At 55.8% G+C, this 24,257-nt stretch carries 17 protein-coding genes and 1 tRNA gene; 8 read left to right on the forward strand and 10 right to left on the reverse strand.

What is annotated here, in order from left to right; translation table 11 throughout:
• Positions 1-29: 29 nt before the first annotated feature.
• The 4 genes from ABIE61_RS12385 (at position 30) to ABIE61_RS12400 (ending at position 4,906) form a co-directional block, all read left to right on the forward strand.
• Positions 30-485 carry a sigma-54-dependent transcriptional regulator family protein gene (locus tag ABIE61_RS12385; protein WP_354409896.1) on the forward strand — a complete coding sequence of 152 codons (456 nt, stop codon included), beginning with the start codon at positions 30-32 and terminating at the stop codon, positions 483-485.
• On the forward strand, positions 485-1,945 hold the full coding sequence (locus ABIE61_RS12390) for a sigma-54-dependent Fis family transcriptional regulator (protein WP_354410007.1): 1,461 nt from the start codon (positions 485-487) through the stop codon (positions 1,943-1,945). The genes ABIE61_RS12385 and ABIE61_RS12390 overlap by 1 nt, the downstream gene beginning before the upstream one ends.
• Before the next feature lie 157 nt (positions 1,946-2,102).
• Positions 2,103-3,416: an alginate export family protein gene (locus ABIE61_RS12395; protein ID WP_354409898.1), complete on the forward strand. Its 1,314-nt coding sequence runs from the start codon at positions 2,103-2,105 to the stop codon at positions 3,414-3,416.
• 74 nt (positions 3,417-3,490) lie between these two features.
• A complete protein-coding gene (locus ABIE61_RS12400; protein WP_354409900.1) occupies positions 3,491-4,906 on the forward strand; it encodes an aldehyde dehydrogenase family protein in 1,416 nt (471 codons plus the stop codon).
• Positions 4,907-5,006: 100 nt separating this feature from the next.
• On the opposite strand, the gene ABIE61_RS12405 is transcribed toward ABIE61_RS12400, so the two are convergent.
• The 4 genes from ABIE61_RS12405 to ABIE61_RS12420 all read right to left on the reverse strand — a co-directional run bounded on the left by ABIE61_RS12405 (position 5,007) and on the right by ABIE61_RS12420 (position 12,734).
• Complete coding sequence (locus tag ABIE61_RS12405) at positions 5,007-6,398, reverse strand: MFS transporter (protein ID WP_354409902.1); 1,392 nt, start codon at positions 6,396-6,398, stop codon at positions 5,007-5,009.
• Between the two features lie 150 nt (positions 6,399-6,548).
• Positions 6,549-7,934, reverse strand: a complete 1,386-nt coding sequence (locus ABIE61_RS12410) for a sodium-dependent transporter (RefSeq protein WP_206834948.1) — start codon at positions 7,932-7,934, stop codon at positions 6,549-6,551.
• 95 nt (positions 7,935-8,029) lie between these two features.
• Entirely contained in the window at positions 8,030-9,223 is a 1,194-nt protein-coding gene (locus ABIE61_RS12415; protein WP_354409904.1) for an amino acid aminotransferase, read from the reverse strand.
• Positions 9,216-12,734 (reverse strand): indolepyruvate ferredoxin oxidoreductase family protein, encoded by a 3,519-nt coding sequence (locus tag ABIE61_RS12420; RefSeq protein WP_354409906.1) that lies wholly within the window; start codon positions 12,732-12,734, stop codon positions 9,216-9,218. Before ABIE61_RS12420 ends, ABIE61_RS12415 begins: the two co-directional genes overlap by 8 nt.
• 211 nt (positions 12,735-12,945) lie before the next feature.
• On the opposite strand from ABIE61_RS12420, the gene ABIE61_RS12425 reads away from it, so the two are divergent.
• Both ABIE61_RS12425 and ABIE61_RS12430 read left to right on the forward strand, forming a co-directional pair.
• Complete coding sequence (locus ABIE61_RS12425; protein WP_354409908.1) at positions 12,946-13,413, forward strand: Lrp/AsnC family transcriptional regulator; 468 nt, start codon at positions 12,946-12,948, stop codon at positions 13,411-13,413.
• A gap of 129 nt (positions 13,414-13,542) precedes the next feature.
• Positions 13,543-16,398, forward strand: a complete 2,856-nt coding sequence (locus tag ABIE61_RS12430) for a bifunctional diguanylate cyclase/phosphodiesterase (RefSeq protein ID WP_354409911.1) — start codon at positions 13,543-13,545, stop codon at positions 16,396-16,398.
• Between the two features lie 24 nt (positions 16,399-16,422).
• On the opposite strand, the gene corA is transcribed toward ABIE61_RS12430, so the two are convergent.
• A complete protein-coding gene (gene corA / locus ABIE61_RS12435) occupies positions 16,423-17,367 on the reverse strand; it encodes a magnesium/cobalt transporter CorA (protein WP_354409912.1) in 945 nt (314 codons plus the stop codon).
• A gap of 13 nt (positions 17,368-17,380) precedes the next feature.
• A complete protein-coding gene (locus ABIE61_RS12440; protein ID WP_354409914.1) occupies positions 17,381-18,361 on the reverse strand; it encodes a calcium/sodium antiporter in 981 nt (326 codons plus the stop codon).
• A 207-nt stretch (positions 18,362-18,568) separates the two neighbouring features.
• Here ABIE61_RS12440 and ABIE61_RS12445 point away from each other — a divergent pair.
• Positions 18,569-18,656, forward strand: a tRNA-Ser gene (locus tag ABIE61_RS12445).
• A gap of 206 nt (positions 18,657-18,862) precedes the next feature.
• Here ABIE61_RS12445 and bfr (ABIE61_RS12450) read toward each other — a convergent pair.
• Together bfr (ABIE61_RS12450) and bfr (ABIE61_RS12455) are read right to left on the reverse strand one after the other, a co-directional pair.
• A complete protein-coding gene (gene bfr / locus ABIE61_RS12450; RefSeq protein WP_091826643.1) occupies positions 18,863-19,330 on the reverse strand; it encodes a bacterioferritin in 468 nt (155 codons plus the stop codon).
• Between the two features lie 2 nt (positions 19,331-19,332).
• Positions 19,333-19,806 carry a bacterioferritin gene (gene bfr / locus ABIE61_RS12455; protein WP_354409917.1) on the reverse strand — a complete coding sequence of 158 codons (474 nt, stop codon included), beginning with the start codon at positions 19,804-19,806 and terminating at the stop codon, positions 19,333-19,335.
• Positions 19,807-20,019: 213 nt separating this feature from the next.
• Here bfr (ABIE61_RS12455) and ABIE61_RS12460 point away from each other — a divergent pair, with 213 nt between their 5' ends.
• A complete protein-coding gene (locus tag ABIE61_RS12460) occupies positions 20,020-20,193 on the forward strand; it encodes a hypothetical protein (protein ID WP_175527641.1) in 174 nt (57 codons plus the stop codon).
• A 290-nt stretch (positions 20,194-20,483) separates the two neighbouring features.
• Here the strand turns inward: ABIE61_RS12460 and ABIE61_RS12465 are convergent, their stop codons facing one another.
• Together ABIE61_RS12465 and ABIE61_RS12470 are read right to left on the reverse strand one after the other, a co-directional pair.
• The gene (locus ABIE61_RS12465) at positions 20,484-21,098 is read right to left on the reverse strand and encodes a response regulator transcription factor (RefSeq protein ID WP_354409919.1); all 615 of its coding nucleotides are present in this window, start codon (positions 21,096-21,098) and stop codon (positions 20,484-20,486) included.
• 11 nt (positions 21,099-21,109) lie between these two features.
• Positions 21,110-24,031, reverse strand: coding sequence for an ATP-binding protein (locus ABIE61_RS12470; protein ID WP_354409921.1), 2,922 nt, complete (start codon positions 24,029-24,031; stop codon positions 21,110-21,112).
• Positions 24,032-24,257 lie beyond the last annotated feature (226 nt).

A 24,257-nucleotide genomic window follows, 5' to 3' on the forward strand; every position in this document is an offset into this window, starting at 1 on the left:
CGGAAAATAACAATAAAGAGGCCGGAAACATGGCACCCCGTTTACGTCAGGATCTGATCAGTGATCCCGTTCATGCCGCCCGCGTTGCCCGTGAGCGGCTGCAGCAGGAGGGAGAACTCCCCTGTGGTTATCTGCGTGATGAAATTGAAGCTTCTTGGCGGCGCAGCCTTGATGCAGGGCTGACCAACTCCAGTCAGTCGCAGCAGTTGATCGATGAGGTCAACGACCTGAAGGGTTTTCGTCAGCAACACGAGCTGCTTATTCATGCGGCCATGCCCGAAATAGAGCAGCTGGCGCACCAGTTTGGTGACCAGGGGCTGATCATGCTGGCCAATGCGGATGCCCGCATTCTGGCGCTTGAAGGCAGTGATGACATCATCACACCCTCACGGCAGTTGGCATTGCGTCAGGGTGTTTCCTGGAGTGAAACACACCGGGGTACCAACGCCATCGGTACCGCCGTCATAGAAGTCGTCCCATTCTGATCAACGAGGAAGAGCACTTTCTCGATACCGTATCCCACTTTTCCTGTACCTCTTCCCCCCTGATTGATGCGAGCGGTCAACTGATTGGTGTATTGGATCTGACACGCATCGGCCGCAACAGCCAGCCTCAGGATACACTGGGAGTCGTACAGCTGGCTGCCCGCAGTATCGAGGGGCGTTTGTTCGCGGGTCAGTACCAGAATCAGATCGTACTGGCTTTTCATACCCGCCAGCAGTATTTGCGCTCGGCATGGCAGGGATTGGTGGCACTGGATGAGGAAGGTCGCCTGCTGGCCATCAACGAGCAGGGCTGTCAATTGTTGGGCCGCAGCCGTGAACAGATCGTCAACCGGACGCTGGATGAGCTGGTGGGAGAAAAGATCGGTGTTTTGCTTAACACCTGTATGCGCCAACGTATCGCCTCTTTGCAAACCCGGGCGGGCGAACTGTTCTGTGAGCTGCTGCAGTTTCCTAAGCGTCTTACCGGGGTGGCCCCCAACCTCAAACCCGGCACTGCTCCTGCAGCAGATAGACAGCCCCGTCCGCTGGAGTGCTTTGCGGCCGGTGAACCCAGGCTGCAGCGCTCCATGACCATGGCTGTAAAGGCGCTGGACCAGGATATCCCGGTGCTTCTCAGTGGCGAGACCGGCAGTGGCAAGGAGGTGGCAGCACAAGCCTTGCACCGTACCAGCGCCCGCGCAGGAGAGCCCTTTGTAGCGGTCAATTGTGCCGCTATTCCTGAAGGGCTGATTGAATCCGAGCTGTTTGGCTATCGGGAAGGGGCGTTTACGGGTTCTCGCAAGGGTGGCATGGTTGGACGCTTCCAGCAGGCGAATGGCGGGACTCTGTTTCTGGACGAGATTGGGGATATGCCGCTGTCACTGCAGGCTCGCCTGCTGAGAGTGCTGCAGGACCGCAAGGTGGCTCCGCTGGGTGGCGCCGAGGAAGTAGTACTGGATATTGCGCTGATTGGCGCGACGCACCGTAATTTGAAACAGATGGTGGCAGAAGGCAGTTTCCGTGAGGATCTGTACTACCGTCTGAACGGTGTTTGCGTTCGCTTGCCGGCACTGCGTGAGCGTAACGATTTTAAAGGTCTGTGTGAACGCTTGCTGAGTCAGTTGGGCCGATCCGAAGTTGGCATTGAGCCGCAGCTGCTGCAGCAACTGTCCGAATATCATTGGCCGGGTAACGTGCGTCAACTGGAAATGGTACTGAAGGTGGCACTGGCCTTTATGGAGCCTGAAGAAACCCGCCTGAGTGAAGATCACTTGAGTGATGAATTCCTGGATGAACTGGTGCACGCTCCCGCTCCTTGTGGCACATTGCAGGAAACGCAGGAGGCACTGATTCGTCAGGCATTGGAGCAGCAGCAAGGCAACGTCACGGCGGCCGCCACCGAGCTGGGGATCAGCCGTGCCACGTTGTATCGACGCATGAAATCCCTGGGTCTGGCCTGATATTTACAACTTGTTACAAAAGGGTACAAGTTCACACAATAAACACGAAACTGGTTTACAGCGGCGTTCTACGCTTAGTGTCGTTAACAATAATACACAGCGTAGACACGGTAGCTGGACGTCCGGCTATCGGACATGTTCCCAAGGAATCACGCCCATGAAAAATCAGATCTTCCGTCGCACTTCCGGATACCTCCTGACGGCTGCCGTTGCGGCAGGCCTGTCAGCTTCTGCTTCTGCCTATACCCTTCACAGCGAAAACGGAACCGAACTGAACCTCGATATCGAGGCGGTATTCGGCGTTTTTACCAGCAAAGAGAGCTATGGTTTGGGCGCTAAAACCGACCCGGGTCGTTCCAGCTGGCAGGAAGGTTATATCAAGTATGGCTTGTCCGGCAGCCATGCCTACAGCTCCGGTGCCAGTGTATTTGGTGGTTTGAATCTGGTCAGCTCGGCAACCTGGGGCGATGGTGATGCCGGTGGTTTCACATCAGGTGATGAAAGTGAAACGGATCTTGAAGATGCATACGTGGGCTGGCGCTCAGGCAGCCTGATCCCGGCATTGGGTGAAGATGGTCTGGAGTTTTCTTTCGGTCGTCAGAATTTCTCCATTGGTGACGGCTTCCTGATCAATGGCGATGCGCTGAACTTCGGTGATGCACTTGGACCAGAGCTGGATCGTGGCGGCGCCTACTGGCTGGCCGCACGCAAGGCGTTTGACCGTACTGCCATCGTGCGTGTCGGCGGTGCCGAAGGAATGCGTGCCGACCTGTTCTGGCTGGAGTCTGACAACGTAGCTCAGTCCAAAATGGAACTCGCGGGTATTAATGCCGAGTATGTGATGCCGGAAGGCACCTTTGGTGTGGCCTACATTGAGGGCCTGGACGTCATGAATGGTGGCGCGACACATCGTGACGGACAGCAGACATTGAGCTTGCGCTATCAGGGCAACGCCGGTGTTGAAAACCTGTTCCTTTCCGGTGAAATCGTCACCCAGGATCAGGGCGACAGTTCTCAGGCAGATGGTGATGCCTGGTATGTAGAAGCAGGCTGGACCTTTGCCGACATGCCTTGGTCGCCGAGCGTAAACTACCGCTATTCCAGCTTCGACGAAGGCTTTGATCCGTTGTTCTTCGGCTTCAACCGTGGTTACGGCACCTGGTTCCAGGGTGAAGTGGCGGCCAACTATGCCGGTCCGTTCAACACAGGAACTGATGTTCACCATGTAGGTGTGAAAGCCAACCCCACAGAGATGCTGAGTGTCGGCGCCCTGTACTTCAATTTCAGCGATACCGATGCAGGTTTCATGGACGGTCAGGAACTGGATCTCTATGCCGAATGGGTGGTGACACCAAATCTGATCGTGAGCCCGCTGGTCGGCTTCTACAAGCCTGACAGCAGCGCCGGATCACAATTGGGTGGTAACGACACCAACGTCTACGGTCAGGTGATTGCGATCGTTCCGTTCTGATTTATGCCAGGCATTTGAACAACACACAGCCGGTGCCTGCATCGGCTGTGTCATCTGTAGACAAAGGATTTTTTATGCAGACTACATTTTCACTCTTCATCAACGGTCAGGCGGTACAGGGTGATCGTGATGCCTTCCCGGTGATCAATCCGGCGACCGAAGAGGCCTTTGCGGATTGTCCGGCTGCTTCGCCGGAGCAGGTGGATCAGGCGGTTGCGGCGGCTGCCGAAGCGTTCAAGACTTACCAGCACACGCCCGATGCCGAGCGAAAGGCGATGCTGCACAAGATTGCCGATCTGATCGAGGCCAATGCAGAAGAACTGGCACGGTTGGTGACCCTTGAGCAGGGCAAGCCCCTGGCACTGGCGCAGATGGAAGTCGGCGGCGCCATCGGCTGGACCCGCTATACCGCAGATCTGGATATTCCGGTCAAACTGATCGAAGACAGCCCTGAGCGTCTGGTTGAATTGCACCGCAAGCCACTGGGCGTGGTGGGATCGATCACCCCCTGGAACTGGCCGCTGATGATTGCGGTTTGGCACCTGATGCCGGCGATTCGCACCGGTAACACCTTTGTGTCCAAGCCGTCCTCATTTACGCCGTTCAGCACGCTGAAATTGGTTGAGCTGATCAATCAGGTGGTGCCCGCGGGCGTGGCCAATATTGTTACTGGCGAAGGTGGTATTGGCCGTGCCATGACCTCGCACCCGAACATTCAGAAGATCGTCTTTACCGGCTCCACCCCGACCGGTCAGGACATCATGCGCAAGGCGGCCGATAACCTGAAGCGCCTGACGCTTGAGCTGGGTGGCAACGATGCCGGTATCGTGTTGCCGGATGCAGACCTGGACAAGGTGGCGCCTGCCATCTTCCAGACCGCATTCCTCAACATGGGACAGACCTGCGCCGCGCTCAAGCGTCTGTACGTGCATGAATCTCAGTATGACGATCTATGTCAGCGTCTGGCCAAAATCGCATCCGAGCAGAAAGTTGGCCCAGGGCTGGACGAGGGTGTGACCTTTGGTCCGGTACAGAACAAGGCACAGTTCGACCTGGTGTCTGAGCTGGTCGAAGATGCCAAAGCGCAGGGTGGACAGATTCTGTCTGGTGGTGCTCCACTGGCCGGTGCCGGTTACTTCTACCCGCCAACCATCGTTGCAGGCCTGAGTGATGGCGTGCGTCTGGTGGATGAAGAACAGTTTGGCCCGGTACTGCCGGTGGTTCGCTACAGCGATATCGACGATGCAGTGGCCCGTGCCAACAATAACGTCAACGGTTTGGGTGGCTCTGTTTGGGGCACCGATATCGAGGCGGCACGCAAGGTGGCATCACGGCTTGAGTGTGGTACTGCCTGGATCAACAACCATGCTGAAGTCTTGCCCCACTGCCCCTTCGGTGGCTGCAAGATGTCCGGTTTTGGTCTGGAGTTTGGCGAAGAAGGACTTTTGGAATACACGGCTCCGCAACTGCTCAACATCAGCCGCGGCTGATTTTTTCATCATCTCACTTCAAAGTTCAACGCTACGGAAGTGCTTCCGGGGGCCTCGGCCCCCGGCTTTTTCCCTTCATTGACCTCGCTTCTACCAGCTTCTACCTGACCTTGCCACGTGACCAGGACCGCCATCCGGCCATCAAGGCATAGCCACAGCACAATACAAACGCCAGCTTCAACAGATTCATCAAGGCCGGATACTGCTCCGGTGTAATCCTTTCATTGCCAAGCATAATGTTGAACAGGAATACCACAACGGCCATCCCCAACATGTTGCCCAGCGTGCGGGAGATATTCAGCAGTGAGGAGCCGATGCTGAGCTTTTCAGTGGGTACCGCACTAAGGGCGCTGTTGTTATTGGGCGACGAGAACAGACCAAAGCCGGTACCCATGACCAGCAGCGCAATGATGACGTGCATATTGCCACTGTCCTGATCCAGCATAGCCAGTATAAGAAAGCCAGCTGCAAACATCAGGCAGCCCAGAGTGGCCGGTATTCGAGGTTCAAAATGGTCCGAAAGGCGACCGGCAAAAGGTGCCAGCAGCGCCATCATCATTGCCTGCAGCAGCATCAGCTGACCGGCCTCGGCCGGCGACAGTCCGCGGATATACTGCAGATACAGACTGAGCAGGAACTGCAGCGGATAGTTGGCGGCATACATGAAGAAGCAGGCCTGAATGGAGCGGAAAAAGATCTTGTTCTGCACCATGCGCCGCAGACGAATCAGTGGGTGAGATGAGTGTTCCTGCTGATACACAAACCCGGCCAGCAATAGCAGACCACACAGTGCCAGCAGGCCGCCGTTGATGGTGGGCAGCTCTGCCAGGCCAACAAAAAACAGGCTTGAGGCCGCGATAAACAGCAGGCTGCCGATCCAGTCCAGCCGCTCATCCACCTGCCGCTCGGTTTCACTCACATGACGCCAGACCAGAAGGGCACAGATCACGGCAAGCGGCAGTGGTGCCAGAAACACGGCGTGCCAGTCCCACCATTCTGTCAGCCAGCCGCCGATGGGTGGCCCGCAGGTCAGCCCCAGATAGACCGATGTGGACGTTAACCCCAGGGCCATACCGCGACCGTGATTAGCAAAGACCTGTGACACAATAGCCATACCGGTGCCGAAAATCATGGCACCAGAGATCCCCTGCAGCAGACGCACCAACAGCAACCATCCGATGCTGTCGATGATGATTACCGCCAGTGAGCTGAGAGTAAACAGCAGCAGTCCGCTCAGGAATACCCGCTTGCGTCCGATCATGTCAGCGATACGACCCGCCGGGAGCTGCAGGGCGATGGCACCGAGCAGGTTCATGGTTGGAATCCAGCTGACCAGTACCGCATCAGCGCTCAGATCCGCGGCAATGGCCGGAAGAGCGACGTTGACGGAGGACATGTTCAACGGCATCAGAAACGTTGCGACACAGATGCTGATCAGCGTGAGCCAGCGCACTGAGGCTGACTCATACGCAGAGGGTTGAGACGCGGTCATCGAGAGTTCCTGTTCTTCATGGACAACAGCTTTATTCTAATCTGCCCATGCCTGGTCTGTAACGGTTGTTACATCTTTGCACAAAGAAAAGCCGGCGGGTCAGAAACCGGCCGGCTTGGGTGACGCAAGGTGATCCAGTATCAGATCAGATCAGATCAGATTATACAGGAACACCACCGCAATCCCTGCCGGAGTCAGGAAACGCAGTACGAACATGAATGCGCTGTAAACACCGCCTTTCAAGCCGATCTCCTGATCCAGTCCCTGGCGCTTCATGGCCCAACCGGCAAACAGCGCGATGGCGAGACCGCCCAGTGGCATCATCAGGTTGGAGACTAGGAAGTCGAGCAGGTCAAAAATGGTTTTGCCTTCAAAGAATGGGATGAAGGCCAGTGGATGGAAATCAGCCAAGTTGTTGAATGACAGTACGGTACCGATACCGACCAGCCAGATTGCCAGGCCACCGCCCAAAGCGCTCTTGGCACGGCTGATGCCCTTATGTTCTTCGAGCCATTCAACCACGGGCTCCAGCATGGAGATGGCGGATGTCAGTGCGGCCACCAGCAACAGGGCGAAGAACAGGGTGCCGAAGATTACACCGCCGCTCATCTGGCCAAATGCCAGCGGCAGGGTGACAAAGATCAGACCGGGGCCTGCGCCAGGTTCCAGCCCGTTGGCAAACACCAGCGGGAAAATGGCCAGGCCTGCCATCAGGGCGACACCTGTATCCAATACCGCAATGGTCATGGCAGTACGCGCAATATTGACCTTCTGTGGCAGGTAGGAGCCGTAGGCCATCATAACGCCAATACCGATGCTCAGGGTAAAGGCCGCGTGGCCCAGCGCGGTGAGCACCCCTTCAGTGGTGAGTTTGCTGAAGTCGGGCGAGAACATGAAGCTGACCGCTTCACCGAACTTGCCGGTGGTCATGGCGTAGCCCACCATGATGAACAGCAGTACGAACAGCAGTGGCATCAGGGTGTTGATCGCTCTTTCCATGCCGGAGCGAATACCGCGACCCACAATGAAAATCACGATCGCCATGAACACGCTGTGCCAAAGCAACAGATCTGTTGCGCTGGCGAGCATGCCGCCAAATGTGCCGCCGATGGCATCGGCATCGGCACCGGTAAACATGCCTGATGCAGCCTTAAAGACGTAGACCAGTGCCCAGCCACCGATGACGGAATAGAAGGACAGGACAAGGAAGGAGGCCACAATGCCGTTCCAGCCGATCAACCGCCAGCCTTTCCGAGTGCCCTCGGTGGTGGTCAGCTCGCGCATGCTCGCCACCGGACTTTGACCGCCGCGACGGCCGATCATCACTTCCGCGATCAGGACGGGAATGCCAACGATGGCGATGCAGGCAAGGTACACCAGAACAAAGGCGCCGCCGCCGTTTTCGCCGGTGATGTAGGGGAATTTCCAGATGTTGCCAAGGCCAACGGCCGAGCCGACGGCGGCCAGAATAAAGGCCATGCGGGACGACCAGAGGCTGCCCGCCTGCTGGTGTGCTTTGGATGTTGCTTGACTCATGGTGTGAGTTCTCCGGTTTCGTTATTGTTATCGGTCAGAGGCCGGTGCTGACTGAAAGGCCCCGCTGTTGTTGCAGCGAGGCCCGGTAAAACAAATTAGGCAGTGCGTCCACTTACCTCCCTGATCGCTTCGCTGACGCGGGGCAGGGTGGTGGCGGACAGACCGGCAATATTGATCCGACTGGAATCCAGCATGTAGATGCCAAACTCCTCGCGCAGGATCTGAACCTGTTGCGGCGTAATCCCCAGGAAGGAGAACATGCCACGCTGCCGTTCGATAAAGCTGAAGTCACCTGCCGGGGCCAGTGCCTTGCTGAAGGCGGCGCGCAGATCCAGGATGCGATCACACATCGCGCCCAGTTCTGTTTGCCACTGGTGTGCCAGCTCGGGTGAGTCGAGGATCAGCTCGACCACCGCTGCGCCATGCGAAGGCGGCATGGAGTAGTGCGACCGGATCGCACTCAGCAGCTGACTGGCCGCCGCCTTACCCTGTGCGGGCGTGGCGGCAATCAGCATCAGGGCACCGGTACGTTCCCGGTACAGGCCAAAGTTCTTGGAGCAGGACGAGGCAACAATCACCTCAGGCAGCCGCTCTGCCATCAGGCGAACGCCTTGTGCGTCCTGTTCCAGCCCTTCACCCAGGCCCTGATAGGCCATATCGATAAACGGCAGCAGTCCCTTGCGCTCGATCAGGTCCGTGATAGCGGCCCACTGATCGGCGTCCAGATCTGCGCCGGACGGATTATGACAGCAGCCGTGCAGGAGCACCACATCGCCGCTATCGGCCTGCTCCAGGCACGAGATCATGGCATCGAAATCGACACTTAAGGTGGTGCGGTCCAGATAGGGATATTCGCGAATAGTCAGGCCAGCCCCGCCTAGCAGCGGTATATGGTTGGCCCAGGTTGGGGTGCTGACCCAGACAGTGGTGTCCGGTCGGCACAATTTGAGAAACTCGGCCGCCATCCGCAGGGCGCCACAGCCACCGGGCGTCTGTACCACGGTGGCGCGGCCATCACGCAGAGCGCTATGGCCAGCCCCCAGCATCAGCTGACCGATCAGCTGATTGAAGCCTTCGGAACCTGCCGGGCCGATGTAGGCCTTGGTGGTTTCCGTTCCGAGCAAACGCCGTTCGGCAGCCTGTACAGCAGTCATGATCGGTGTTTGACCGGCCTCGTCCCGGTACACGCCCACTCCAAGGTCTACCTTGTCGGTTCTCGGGTCTTCACGAAAGGCCTTCATTAGCCCCAGAATCGGGTCCTGTGGCAGGGTTTTCAGCTGTTCAAACATGGGCTTCCTCCTCGGTTTTGGCCAGCTTGATCAGCGTAGCCTGTCCGGTCTCGAATGCTTTCATCAGCAGCGTGCGCTTCTGGGCGACACCCTCGGCTGCCTGCTCGCGCACGGGGCCGTAGCCGCGGATTTCGGACGGCAGTTCTGCCAGCTCAAGGGCAAAACTGTAGTTGGATGCGTTCAGCTCCTTGGCAAAACGGCCAAGCAGCTCTCTGTATTCCGCCAGCAGGGCACGATCCAGCTTGCGATCGGCGGAAAAACGGAAGGGGTCGAACGCTGTGTTACGAAGCCCCTTCAAAGGTGCGAGAACGTTCATGGCTCTCAGCATCCACGGACCGAACTGGCGTTTTGCTGGACGACCACGAGCATCCTTCTTCCGGCTCAGCAGTGGGGGTGCCAGGTGGAAGTGGATACGGTAGTCGCCATCAAAGGTCTGCTCGATCTCTCGCAGGAAATCGGTTTGGGTGAACAGTCGTGCAACTTCATACTCGTCCTTGTACGACATCAGCCGGAACAGCTGCTGGGCCACGCTGCGGGTAAGGGGCAGATCTGTCTGTCCCAGCGCCGTTTCGGCCAGGCGGACCTGTTCAACCTGTACACGATACTGTTCGGCCCAGTCGGCGTTCTGGTACGCCGTCAGGTGTTTCATGCGACGCTCGATCAATTGCTCCAGCGTCTCTTTTTCAGGCGTGATCGTCTTTTCGCGGGCTTCTTCACTGAGCAGCGACATTACGTAGTCACGATCAGTTACCGCCAGACGTCCCCAGCCAAATGCCTGTTTGTTGCGCTCGATCGCCACGCCATTGAGTTCGATGGCCCGCATCAGGGCGTCCAGTGATACAGGCACCAAGCCTTTCTGCCAGGCGAAGCCAAGCATCATCACGTTAGAGAACACGGTATCGCCCAGCAGTTTTTCGGCGATCAGGTTGGCATTCAGCTGATCGAAAGCGTCCTGGCCCACGGCATCCTGCAGCAGCTTCAGTCGCTTGTCGGCCTGCATGTCGGCATCGCGGTAGAGCACGTAGTCGGCAGTGGCCAACTCGGCTTCGTTGGCGACGATGCGGGTGTGGTTGGGGCGCAGCACGTTCAGCGCTTTCTGCGAGGTGGCCACGACCATGTCGCAGGCGACCATGGCATCGGCCTGACCGTTCTCGATTCGCACCTGATGCAGGCTGTCCGGTGATGGTGCAAGGCGCACATAGCTCAGCACGGTGCCGCCTTTCTGGGCAAAGCCCATGAAGTCGAGTACCGAAGCGCCCTTGGATTCCAGATGGGCCGCCATGGTGATCAGCTGGCCCACAGTGACCACACCGGTGCCGCCGACGCCGCCGACCAGCAGGTCATAGCTGCCTTGCAGTGCGGGAACAGTGGGCTGAGAGATGTTATGCAGGCGCTGCTCCAGCTCGGCGCCCAGATCCAGTCCCTTCGACTTGCGCAGCTGGCCGCCTTCGATGGTGACGAAGCTCGGGCAAAAACCGGTGACGCAGGAGAAGTCCTTGTTGCAGGAGGACTGGTCGATCTTGCGCTTGCGTCCCAGTTCGGTCTCGCGCGGAATCACGGACAGGCAGTTGGACTGAGTGGAACAGTCGCCACAGCCTTCACAGACGTGATGGTTGATGAAGGCACGCTTGGCCGGGTCCGGGAACTGGCCACGCTTGCGGCGACGGCGTTTCTCGGCGGCACAGGTTTGATCGTAGATCAGCACGGTACAGCCCGGAATCTCGCGCAGCTCGCGCTGTACGGCATCCAGCTCGGAACGGTCGTGGAAGGTCACGCCCTGCGGGAACAGGGACTCATGGCCCTTGTATTTTTCCGGCTCGTCGCTCAGGACGACCACGCGTTTGGCACCTTCGGCCGATACCTGCTTAGCGATGGCGTCCACAGTGATCTGGCCGTCTACCGGCTGACCGCCGGTCATGGCGACGGCGTCGTTGAACAGGATCTTGTAGGTGATGTTGATCCCGGCCGCAATCGCCTGACGGATCGCCATGGAACCGGAGTGGAAGTAGGTGCCTTCGCCCAGGTTCTGGAACACGTGCGGGTTGCCGGTGTAACGGCTCTTGCCGATCCAGTTGACGCCTTCACCGCCCATCTGAATCAGGGATTCGGTGTCGCGTCCCATCCAGGAGGCCATGAAGTGACAGCCGATACCGGCCAGCGCCTTGCTGCCCTCGGGGACCTTGGTAGAGGAGTTGTGCGGGCAGCCGGAGCAGAAGTACGGCATGCGACGCACGCCACCCGGGTCGGTAATGCCCAGCGAGCAGTTGATCTGTTCAAGTCCGTTGCTGAATGTGGCGCCGAAAAAGCGATCCAGACGGGCGGCCAGATAACCGGCCAGCAGTTTCGGACTCAGTTCGCCCACGTAGGGAATCAGTGGCTCACCGTTCTGATCCTGCTTGCCGGTGATCAGCACCTCTCCCGGGCGGTCAGGCTCGGACATGTACTCCTTGATCTGGCTTTCGATGATGCCACGCTTCTCTTCGATCACCAGCACCTCTTCCTTGCCGTGAACGAAATCGAGAATGCCCTTGCGCTCCAGCGGCCAGACCATACCGACCTTATAAATATCGAGACCGAGCGTTTTGGCACGTGCTGCATCGATACCCAGCAGCTGCAGCGCTTCCATCAGGTCCAGATAGGCTTTGCCGGTGGTCACGATACCGAAGCGCGCATTGTCGGTGTTGAAGATGCGGCGGTCGATGGGGTTGGCGCGGGCAAAGGCCTGAACCGCTGCCATCTTGTGCTCGATGCGGGTTTCCAGCTGAGGCCCGGGCAGGTCCGGCCAACGGTAGTGCAAGCCATCCGCCGGCGGGGTGAAATCGGTCGGGGTGACAAAGGTCGGCAGCGGCTTGAGCTCGACAGAGGCCGCGCTTTCGACGGTTTCGGAGATCGCCTTGAAGCCGACCCAGCAGCCGCTGAAGCGCGACAGGGCGTAGCCCCAGAGACCGAATTCCAGATATTCGGAGAGGCTGGCCGGATTGATGGTCGGCATGAACCAGGCCATGAACGCCACGTCGGACTGGTGCGGCATGGAGGAGGATACACAGCCGTGGTCATCACCGGCGACGACCAATACACCACCATGGGGCGAGCTGCCGTAGGTTGTGCCGTGCTTGAGCGCATCCCCGGCGCGATCGACGCCCGGGCCCTTGCCATACCAAAGGCCGAATACACCGTCGACCTGCTTGTCGGCATCGGTCTCGACCTGCTGGCTGCCCAGAATAATGGTGGCCGCCAGATCTTCGTTGATGGCGGGTACGAAATCGATGCGATGCTCGTCCAATAGTTTTTTGGTCTGCCAGAGTGCCTGGTCGTAGGCGCCCAGAGGTGAGCCCCGGTAACCACTGATCAGGCCAGCGGTGTTGAGGTCGTTTTGCCTGTCGAGGCGAGCCTGCATCAGCGGAATGCGGACCAGCGCCTGAGTGCCGGTGAGAAACACGCGACCGGTGTCGCGCAGATAGCGATCCTCGAGACGATAGTCGTCGAGCTTGGGGGCATCATTGACAGACATACCCGGTACCTCTCTGTGTTGGATCTTGTTGTTATCGGTGGTTAACGCCGGATGGCAGAGCGGATAACCCCGTTTTCATGAAGTGAAATTGTAGGGAGAAGGCGGGTAAAGGTGCTTGCTATTTGAACAACGGTTTCACTGGATTTTGAAAAATTATTTCTTTATTTGGCTATATGAGAAATAATCTTTGAAAAAAATAGAGTGTTACCAAATGAAACAGGTTGAATTGGACAGTTTTGATCGCCGGATACTCGATCATCTGCAACAGGATGGGCGCATCAGTAACCAGCAACTGGCTGAACAGGTGGGTCTGTCACCGGCGGCCTGCTGGCGCCGGGTGAGAGCTCTGGAAGAAAAGGGCGCCATAGAAGGCTATGCCGCTCGCCTTAATCCGCAGGTATTGGGGCAGGCGCTGAGCGTATTTGCACTGGTGTCGCTGCAGCGGCACAACATCGACAGCACCGCCGAATTCGAGCAGCAGGTGATGACCTACCCCGAGGTGCTGCAATGCTTTGCCGTGACCGGCAATGCCGATTTTGTGCTGAGGGTTGTGGTACCGGACATGCCGTCCTACGACCGCTTTTTGAACGAAAAGATCTTTACACTTCAAGGCATTGCCCAAGTACACTCCAATTTTGCCTTGCGTGAGATCAAGAACACTCAGAATCTTCCGCTTTAGCCATGTTGCGGGTTTGCTACTGTGCGGACTCAATGTTATAAAACATGAAATTTCAATAACTTCTCAGCAGGCGGCAGGGAGCTGAATCTGTACTGAGTTTGCCCAGATGTAGATGGGCCAGATGAAACCATGCCCCTGACGATTGATTCAAAAACGCTTCCGCGCTATCAGACCCGTGCCTTCATCGGTACCGTGCTTGTACTCATGCTGCTGGTGTCGGCCTTCTTTGTGGTGACGGCTTGGCAGAATGGCCATGAACGGCTGCGCCAGCAACGCCTTTCGCTGCAGCAAAGCAGTCAGGAAAAGCTGCGCCAGGAAGTGGATGCCACTCTCGATTACATCAATTTTACTCGCCAGCAAACCGAAGCTGTTCTGCGTGACAATATCCAGGCTCAGGTGCGTCAGGCGATGCAGCTGGCCCAGTCGATCTATGACATGGAAATTCTACTGCATGGCGATGGTGCCAATGCGCAGGTCGGTCAACTGATTCGGGAAGCCCTGCGTGACCTGCGTTTCTTCGATGGGCGTGGCTATATTTTCATCGACACGCTTGAAGGGGAGTGCATACTGCTGCCGATCAGTCCTGACATTGAAGGTAAATCCCTGCTCGAGAACCAGGATGATACCGGTCACTACATAATGCGTGGGCTGATTGAGGCAGTGCAAAACCCGAATCAGGCCGGTTTTTCGCGCTACCGCTGGTATGCACCGGATTACCCGGATGAAATGCGGGAAAAAATCGCTTATGTGGAACTGTTTGAGCCGCTTAATTGGATTATCGGTACCGGCGATTACCTTTACCAGGTCGAGAATGATCTCAAACAGCAGGCACTGAATCGACTTGAAGCGCTGACGTTTGGAGATGAGGGCTACATCGCGGTATTGCATAAAAGTGGACAGGTGCTGCTTTCGCCAACGCGCCCCGGCTCATCCGGAAAGCTGGTGAGTCAACTCGACTCTGAACACCGCAAGATGGTCAACTGGCTGCTTGAACAGGCAACGCCCGAGGGGCGCTTTGTTGAGTATGACTGGTACAAACCGGGTGCTGAAGGAATTCACCATAAACTGTCGCTGGTGCAGGAAGTCCCCGAATGGGACTGGGTGCTCATTGCCGGGATTTATCAGGAAAGCATGGACGAAGTGCTGGCAATGCAAAAAACCAAGCTGGAGCAGGAACTGCAGAATGACCTGCAGTGGCTGATTCTGGTGTTGCTGTTTGCCATGGCGGCCGCCATTCTGGTGGCCTGGATTATTTCACGCTGGCTGCGCACATTGATGCGCCGTTACCAGCAGGAGATCGACCAGCGCCAGGTTGAACTTGAGCGTACGGCTGATGAATTGAAACTGTCGGCACAGGTGTTTGAGTCAGCCAGTGAGGGCGCAATGATCAGTGATGCCGACAACCGCATCATGGCGGTCAATCCTGCGTTCACCCGTATCACAGGCTACCCGGAAGCAGAGGTACTGGGTAAAACGCCGGCGTTATTGGCCTCGGGACGTCACAGTCCGGCTTTCTTCGAGCGGATGTGGCAGACCTTGCAGGAACAGGGTACCTGGCAAGGTGAAGTATGGAACCGGCGACGCAGTGGCGAGATATACCCACAGTGGCTGTCGATCAGCCTGGTTCGGGGTGAGGCGGGTGTGGTGCGCAATCACGTCGCCATGCTGACCGACATGACCGAGCGCAAAGAGGCTGAAGACCAACTGCGTTACCTCTCTGACTTCGACCCGCTCACGGACCTGCCCAACCGTCGCCTGTTGCGTGATCGAACCATTCAGGCTATTGCTCGTGCACGCAGACGCCATGAGCAGGCAGCACTGTTGATTATTGATCTGGATCGGTTCAAGAATATCAATGATTCGCTGGGTCACGGCAGTGGTGACGCGGTATTGAAAATCGTTGCAGCTCGGCTTTCCGAGCAGGCGCGTGACAGCGACACGATCAGTCGTCTGGGTGGGGATGAATTCGTAATCCTGCTGCCGGATCTGGATGAACAGGCGGACCTGTCAGGCCTGGCTTCACGCTACCTGCAGCTGATCGCGGAGCCTTTACAGGTTGAAGATCATACGATGGTTACCACAGCCAGTATCGGTTTGGCACTTTATCCCGGTGATGGTGAAGACTTTGATACGTTGCTCAAGAATGCTGATACGGCGCTGTATCACGCCAAAGGGCAGGGGCGTAACAACTTCCAGTTCTTCACTGAGGCGATGAACCAGCAGGTCTCCGAACGTCTGTTGATGGAAACGCGATTACGAGATGCGCTGGGCCGTGATGAGCTTGAGCTCTACTATCAGCCGCAATATGACTTTTCCAGTAACCGACTCACTGGCTGTGAAGCCCTGCTGCGGTGGAACAGTAGCCAGGGTCTGGTGATGCCGGATCGTTTTATTCCACTGGCGGAAGAGACTGGTCTGATCATTCCAATTGGTGCTTGGGTACTGCAACAAGCCTGTAACCAGGCAGTTGAATGGGATCGTATCCATGGCAAGCCGCTGACCATGGCGGTAAATGTGTCAGCGGTACAGTTCCGACCTGAGCTGGTTGATGAAGTGAAGGCTGCGCTGTCAGAAAGCGGCTTCCCGGCCGATCAATTGGTGCTCGAGGTCACTGAAAGTGTGCTGATGAGTGATGTAGAAGGCTCAATCAGCCTGCTGCATCAGCTGCGTGAGCTGGGTGTTCGTATCGCGCTGGATGATTTTGGTACCGGTTATGCGAGCCTGGCCTATCTGAAGCGTTTTGCGCTGGACAAGCTCAAGATTGACCGCACCTTCATCATGGGGATTCCAGAAGACGAGGACGACGTGGCGATCACCTCATCCATCATCGATATAGCGCGCCACCTGCGGTTGAAAACAGTGGCGGAAGGAGTGGAAACCGAAGCGCACTGTGAATTTCTGCGCCGTGCCGGGTGTCATATTGCTCAGGGCTACTTCTATGCTCGCCCCTTGCCTGCGAGTGAGTTTGAACTGAAGCTGAAATGAAGGGCAGGGCCTGAAGTCGTCGCTTCAGAGCCAGCCCTTGTGCTTGAAAAACAGGTAGGGCGAGATGGCTGAAATGACCATCAGCCCCAACGCCATAGGGTAGCCGAACACCCATTCCAGCTCCGGCATCATCTCAAAGTTCATGCCGTAAACTGTGCCTACCAGTGTGGGTGGCAGAAACACCACCGCTGCAATGGAAAAGATCTTGATGATCTGGTTCTGGCGGATATTGATAAAACCCTGGGCGGCATTCATCAGGAAGTTGATCTTCTCGAACACAAACGTGGCGTGTGCCATCAGCGTGTCCAGATCGCGCAGGATTTCGCGGAACGTTTTGACCTCATGTTTCTGATCGCGAATATGCCGCAGCAGAAACGAGGTGGAGCGCTGAGTGTCCATCAGGCAGAGACGAATCTGACCATTGCTGTCTTCCAACTTGGCCAGCCGATCGAGCTGGTCACCAAGCTCCGCCTCACGGTTCTCCAGTATTTCGACACTGAGCTGTTCCAGATCACGGTGCAGGTCTTCAAGCTGGTCAGCCAGGTTGTCCACCTTCTGTTCAAACAGTGCCGTCAGGATCTGCAGTGGGGACGTGGCTTCAACCCAGCCGCGACGTGCCCGCAGGCGGGTCAGACGAAAGTCCGGCAGCTCCACGTCACGGGTACTGATCAACCGTTCCGGTTGCAGGGTGAAGGCCACGGTTGCCGTTCTGAAACGTCCTTCACTTTGATACAAAAACAGTGAATGGACGTGCAGGTCATTGCCTTCGACAAAGTAGCGTGCGCTGGACTCGATCTCTTCGACTTCATCCGCATCCGGCAAGCTTTCCGGGAACAGCTGCTCCACATTGGCGCGTTCAAACTCATCCGCATCCTGCAGGTCGATCCAGCTTGCTGTGGTCAGGCTTATCGCTGCCATCTGTTCCTGTTCGCGGAGCTTGCCGCGTTCAAGCGTAAATGTTCGGATCATGTGCGCCTCCCTGTCAGACCTGTGTGGCGATCACACCGTAAATCAGCCATGCGGTATAGCTCACAAATACTGCCACCAGCACGCCACCTTCTATGCGATTGATTCGGCCCTTGCCCCTTAAACCATAGCCCAGAATAAACAGCGACAGTGTCAGGCCTGCCATCACGACCCAGTCCCGCGTCAGAACTTCAGGACTGAAAGACATCGGGTGAATGGCACCGGCAATGCCGACTACCGCCAGGGTGTTGAACATGTTCGAACCGATCACATTGCCCAGCGCCAGATCATGCTCATTCTTGCGTACAGCGATGATGGAGGATGCCAACTCCGGCAGGGAGGTACCGACCGCCACCACAGTCAAGCCGATAACCAGGTCGCTGACGCCAAGCGCGCTTGCAATATCCACTGCACCCCACACAAGAACCCTGGAACTGACGATCAGCAATACCAGCCCCAGCAGCAGCCAGAAGATGGCCTTGCCCAGTGTCATGGCCGGTTCGCTTTCCAGCTCATGCTCCATATCACTGCCCAGGGTGTCGCCTCGCTGGCGTATACCCTGCATGACTGACCAGCCCATCATGGCAAAGAACACAATCAACAGCACTACGGCCTCGATACGCGTGATCTGCCCATCCAGCAACTGGTAACCCGCGAGAAAAGTGAACACGGTCAGTAGCGGCAGCTCTTTGCGCAAAATCTGGGAATGAACCGCAATAGGGCTGAGCAGGGCGGTCAGACCCAGAATAAGTGCGATATTGGCAATATTGGAGCCATAGCCGTTCCCCAGTGCCAGGTTAGGGTTGCCCTGGACCGAAGCAAAAGCCGAAACGACCATTTCGGGAGCAGAGGTACCAAAACCTATGATTACCATGCCGATGAGTAAAGGCGGCATCCCGGCAAAACGCGCGGTTGCTGCCGCTCCGTCAATAAAACGGTCAGCACTCCACACCAGTAGAGCCAGACCTCCAACCACGGCCAAAATTGGCATTAACATCTGTAACAGAACTCCCTGAATAGTCGAACGGTTTGTGCAATAGCGGCATGATACCCCGCCAAATGGCCCACGTCTTGGTCTGGATACAGGCACCGACAAAAAAAGTAGGGCCAGATGTTGTGCTTTGAAATCAGTCTGCTAGAATGCGCACCTCAATTGATGAGGCGGTCGCCATGACAGCCAAAAACAGCATCAATTGCACAATGCGGTCAGGTGTCCGAGTGGCTGAAGGAGCACGCCTGGAAAGTGTGTATACGGCAACGTATCGAGGGTTCGAATCCCTCCCTGACCGCCATTTCCCATGTTTAAACTCAAGCAGATCAGCATCGTTGAATCAATACAGGGTCTCTTGTTGATTGGCAGCGCCTGTTGGACGGTTCTGAAGAGCCTCGGTGGATTCACCGAGACTTATAATGCTAGCTCCCTCTTCGATCACACACTGTGGGTCGGATGTTAAAACAGAGGGGATGACCGACCGCGCTTGGAGGTCGGTCCCCAAAATTACATCTGTGACTGCAGGTAGTTCTGCAGGCCAACACGGTTTATTAGCCCCAGCTGCTTTTCGAGCCAGTAGGCATGGTCTTCCTCGGTATCGGCCAGTTGCTGACGCAGCATTTCTCGGGTCTGGTAATCCTGTTCCTGTTCACACAGTGCAATGACCTGTTTAAGGTTATGCACGACCTGATATTCGGTGTTCAGGTCATTCTGCAGCATTTCCGGGACGGTTTTGCCGACATGAATGGGCTCGCGTGTTACCAGGTCCGGTGTGCCACCCAGGAACAATATGCGCTCAATCATCAATTTGGCGTGACCCTTTTCATCATCAAACTCGTGCGCGATGCGCTCATAGAGCTTGTTGAACCCCCAGTCGGCATACATTTCCGAATGGATAAAATACTGATCCATGGCGGCCAGTTCGCCGGCCAGTAGCTTGTTCAGTGCGTCAATGACATTTTGCTTGCCTTGCATAATCAATCCTCCTCAATGGCCGATTGCAGGTAGTTCTGAATACCTACTTCGCGGATCAGATGCTGCTGGGTTTCAATCCAGTCCAGATGTTCCTCTTCCTCTTCCAGAATCTCGACCAGCAGCTTGCGGCTGACATAATCAGCAGCGGCTTCACACTGGGCGATCACATCACGCAGCAGCGCAATCTGGTCAGTCTCAAGGCTCAGGTCCCCCTGCAGCATCTCTTCGGTATCTTCACCGATGCGCAGGCGCTCCAGGTGCTGCAGGTTGGGTAGCCCTTCCAGAAACAGAATGCGCTCAATCAACCGGTCGGCCTGCTTCATGTCAAGAATCGATTTCTTGTAGGCCTTGTGGTTCAGCCGTTCCAGTCCCCAGTTCCTGAAGATGCGAGCATGCAGGAAATACTGGTTGATGGATGTAAGCTCAAGTGTCAGTACCCTGTTCAGTTGCTGCACAAGCGTATCGTCGTGCTTCATTATTGTTCCCCTTAGATCGGATGTTTCGGCCGACCTTGATGATTTGAATGCGGTTGCACGTTTAAGCTGGTCACCAGTTTAGCAAAGATGTGAATAGGTCTGCCTCTTGTTATGGCGGTTTGACCCTGTCGCTGTTAGCTGCTATGGTTTGCTTTGTATATACATATGATTGTCAGTCGATAGTCGGCTGCAGGCAGCTTTGGGAGGCTTTTAATGAGCGGTAAAAAGAAAAGCAGGCCCAAAAACAGCCAGCTGGTTATCCGGATCAATAATGAAGATCGCGATCAGTTTGTCGCGCTTTGTGATGAACTGGATACCAGTGCAGCACGTGAAATTCGACGTTTTATTCGCAGCTTCGTAGCCGAACATGCTTCGCTACAGAAATAATCTGCTCATTAGATGGAGAGAACGACCATGGCGAACAAAGTAAAGACCAAAGCTGTTAAGAAAGAGATCAAGGCACGCAAGGCCAAAATTGCCAAGCACGAAGGCAAGCTGAAAGGTCTGAAAAAACTGCTCAAGAAAGCCAAGTAATCTCTGGCTTACCAGTAAAAAGCCGGGCTCCGTGAGGGGCTCGGCTTTTTTGTATGTATGAAGGGGCAGGAATATCCCTGTGTTGCTTATGGCTCTATTTGCATTACAAGTTGAGTTTCCCGGTGGTAACTCCTCTCCTTACGTTAGAGGCTCTTGAGCTTTTCTATAAAGCGAACCAGCTCTTGGACAGAGTCAGCCTTCATTTTCTTCATAAGGTTGTGGCGGTGGACTTTGACGGTCGCTTCGGAGATTCCAAGTTCGTGTGCGGTCTGTTTGTTGAGGCTGCCCTGAAGCACGAATTTTAGAACTTGCTGCTCGCGTTTGCTCAGGCCTTCGTAACGGGTTTTCAGTTCGCTGATCAGGACTGTATTGGCTTTCTGGCGAGGGGCTAGCTGCAGGGCGATACGGATGGCGCTGAGCAGATCCTCTTCTCGGAACGGTTTGGTAAGGAAGTCTACGGCGCCGGCTTTTATCGCTTTGACTGCCATCGGTATGTCGCCGTGGCCGCTGATGAAGATAATGGGGATCTGCTCGCCAAGTTCGGCCAGTCTGTGCTGCACATCCAATCCGCTCATCTCTGGCATGCGGACATCTAGAATCAGGCAGCCATGACTTATCTGATCCATGCTGTTCAAAAATTCGGTAGCGGATGAGAAGCAGGCGACCTCCAGGCCGATGGAGCGTACCAGGCTGCTCATTGCTTCCAGTACAGCGTTGTCATCGTCAACGACATAGATAATTGATGATTGATCGTTCATCTGCAGTGGTCCTAACTGGCGGGAAGGGTAACGACGAAGCTGGCGCCGCCAACCGATGTGCGCTCCACCCGGATTTTACCGTTGTGTGCCTCCGTAATGGTAAAGCAGATTGCCAGGCCCATGCCGAGCCCCTCTTTTTTTGTTGTGTAGAACGCATTGAATAGCTGCCCCATCTGACTCGGCGGAATACCCGGGCCTGTGTCGGTGACTCGGATCACCAGTGCATCATGGGTGCGATCTGTCGAGAACGACAGAGTCAGGGCGCGTGTTTTACAGTCGCTCTGACACATCGCTTCGATGGCGTTCATGGCGAGGTTGATGAGCAGTTGTTGTATCTGCACCGCATCCCCCAGAATCCTGGGGAGAGGATCCTCCGCAACTATCTTCAGGCTTATACCGTTGTTTTGCGTGGGCGCCTTTAGTATCAGAGCGGTGTCGTTTATCAGTGCTCTGAAGTTGACCGATTGCTGTACCGGCTCTTGACGCCTTAAGAAGGAACGGACCATGCGGATAATCTCGGCAGCGCGATCGGAATCGCGGACGATGCGGGCCAATACCTCTCTGGTTTCCTTTATATTGGGAGGCTGATTGCCTATCCAGCGTGTGCCCGCGTTGGCGTTGGTCATGATCGCCGAGAGAGGCTGATTCAACTCGTGTGCGATATAAGCCGCCAGTTCGCCCATCGTAGCGGAGCGGGATACATGGACGAGCTCCTGTTGCAACTGATTCAGTGTTTCCTGCGCTTGTTTGCGTTCGGTGATATCGTCGATGATCTGAAGCACAACCTGGGGCTCATCTGCGCGAGGGGGCATCAATGAGACGCTGGCGTTACCCCAGACCGTGGAGCCATCCTTACACAGGTAGGGGCGCTCGACATTGTAATCCGAGACGCCGCTTTCGAGCAGTCGGGAGAGGCGCTGTTTCATCTGTGGACGCGCCTCCGGCGGGGTCAGCTGCTCGATAGAACGTTGCTTCAGCTCCTTTTCCGTATAGCCTGTAATGCGCTGAAATGCGGGATTGGCGTTGAGAATACGGCTGTCGGGGTCGGTCAGTGCAATCCCAGCGGCGGAGTTTTCATAAACCGCTTTCCAGCGCGCTTCCGACGCATGTAGCGCATCGTGACTTTCCTGCAGACGGTGGCGGCTTTTGATCAGGCGGTGGGTGAGCAGGGTGATATCGTTGCTCTGGTCGGATAGCTCCTGCCTCAAGGCGTCTCCGGCTACCTTCATCGATATCAGGTTGCTGACCCGTGCTCGTAGTTCCTGAGCGGAGAAGGGTTTTAACAGATAGTCCTGCACCGATTCAGAGAGCAGTTTTACCCGCAGTCGTTCGTCTGATTTGGCGGATAACACCATGATCGGGATGTGTGCAAACCCCTCTTGGTTACGAATTTCATGGACCAGCGTATCGCCGCTCATTACCGGCATCATCAGGTCGGTGATCAGCAGGTCAGGCGGCGCGGTGCGCATCAGCTCCAACGCTTGTGCGCCGTCCGGAGCAAGGTACACCTGATAATCGGTGTTGAGGCAATCCCTGATAAAACAGCGCATATCCGCGTTGTCTTCCACGATCAGGACCTGGGGTCGATCGTACTCCATCTGAACAGGTGTGGAGGTGCTTTCTGCGGAGGGTGTTGGTGTCATGTATTCATCGGGGTTGACCGTTTGCAGCGGTTCGCTACGTGCCAGGGTGTCGCTGGCTACGTAAGCACCCTCCGGCGCTTTCAGTGGTAGCTCCACCTGGAACAGTGCTCCTCCCCCCGGTGCATCGCTGACGGAGATCGTGCCGTGGTGCAGCTCAACGAACTCTTTCACGATGGAGAGTCCCAAACCGGTACCTTGCTGGGCCTGAGGGCTTTCCGGTTGCAGTTGATGGAAGCGTTCGAATATCTCGCTTCGGAGCTGATAGGGGATGCCCGGCCCGCTATCGGAGACGGTGATCAGTGCATGGCCTGGACGGCTCAGGCTGACGGTACAGCGGATAAGGCCACCGTATGGCGTGAACTTGAATGCGTTGGAAAGCAGGTTAAGAATAATGCGTTCGTACTTCTCGGCATCCACCTCGGCGATCATCTGCAGTGGGAACTGAGAGTTTAAGCTGATCGACTGTTGCTGAGCGACGCCTTCAAAGTGTGAGCAAATCGCACGGGTTAGCAGGGTAAGGTCGGTGCGGCGATAGGTGAGCCTCATCTGCTGGGCATCCATCTTCGCCAGATCTAGCAAAGCGTTGACCTGCTTTAACAAGGTGGTGGCGTTGCGTTGTATCACCTCAAACTGGTTCCAGTGAGGCGAGCCGCGCTCTTTTTCCGCCTCCATTATCGCTTCCAGCGGCCCTAGGATTAATGAGAGTGGCGTGCGTAGCTCATGACTAACCTTGGCAAAAAAATCGCTTTTGGCATTATCCAATTTTCTAATTCTTTCAACCAGTTGTTCAAGTTCGCGATTTTTTAACGCCAGCTGTGCTTCGGCTTTTTTCTTATCCGTTATATTGCGCCCTTCGGCAAGAAGGAAAACGATATTGTTTTGTTCATCTCGGATAGGGAGTAATGAGAAATCGACGGCAATAATCTCTTGTCCACCCGCTTTTCCTAACACTTCAATATCACAACGGACAAACTCTCCCGCGGAAGCAGCTTCTACCAGCCGTTTCTGGGCAGCGACCGACTCTTGCGAAATTTGCCACCAGCGAGCTTGCCAGAACGGCTTGCCCTGAATCTCCTCCAGTGTGATGCCGGCACCGTTCAGGGCCGCCCGGTTTACCTCAAGCACGTTACCCTGCGCATCGAGCAGGCCAACGAACTCGTAGAGGCCGTCGAAGATGATACGGGCAAGTTTCTCTCGCTGAAGCTGCCCGGATCCGTTTGTTTCGAGGTAGGTGCTGTGAACGGTAAGTGCGGAGCCAGGTTGAAACTGCTTTTTATCCACCGAACTCATATTCAAGACTCTGACAATTGATTTTTGTTGTTATGGGTAATGAGTATAGCCTTTTTTTGATGCTCTTTTGTTAGCCCAGATGAATTAATTTTTAGCCAAAGTTAACCCATCGTTTAGTTTTGATAAACCTTGGTTTAGATAATTACATTTTTAAAATAAACCCATAATCCAAAAAATAATTTCTTTTTATCCCCGGGCTGCAAGAATTCTAATCACTATCAAACGG

It is taken from the genome of Marinobacterium sp. MBR-111, from assembly GCF_040547585.1.
Classification (GTDB): domain Bacteria; phylum Pseudomonadota; class Gammaproteobacteria; order Pseudomonadales; family Balneatricaceae; genus Marinobacterium; species Marinobacterium iners.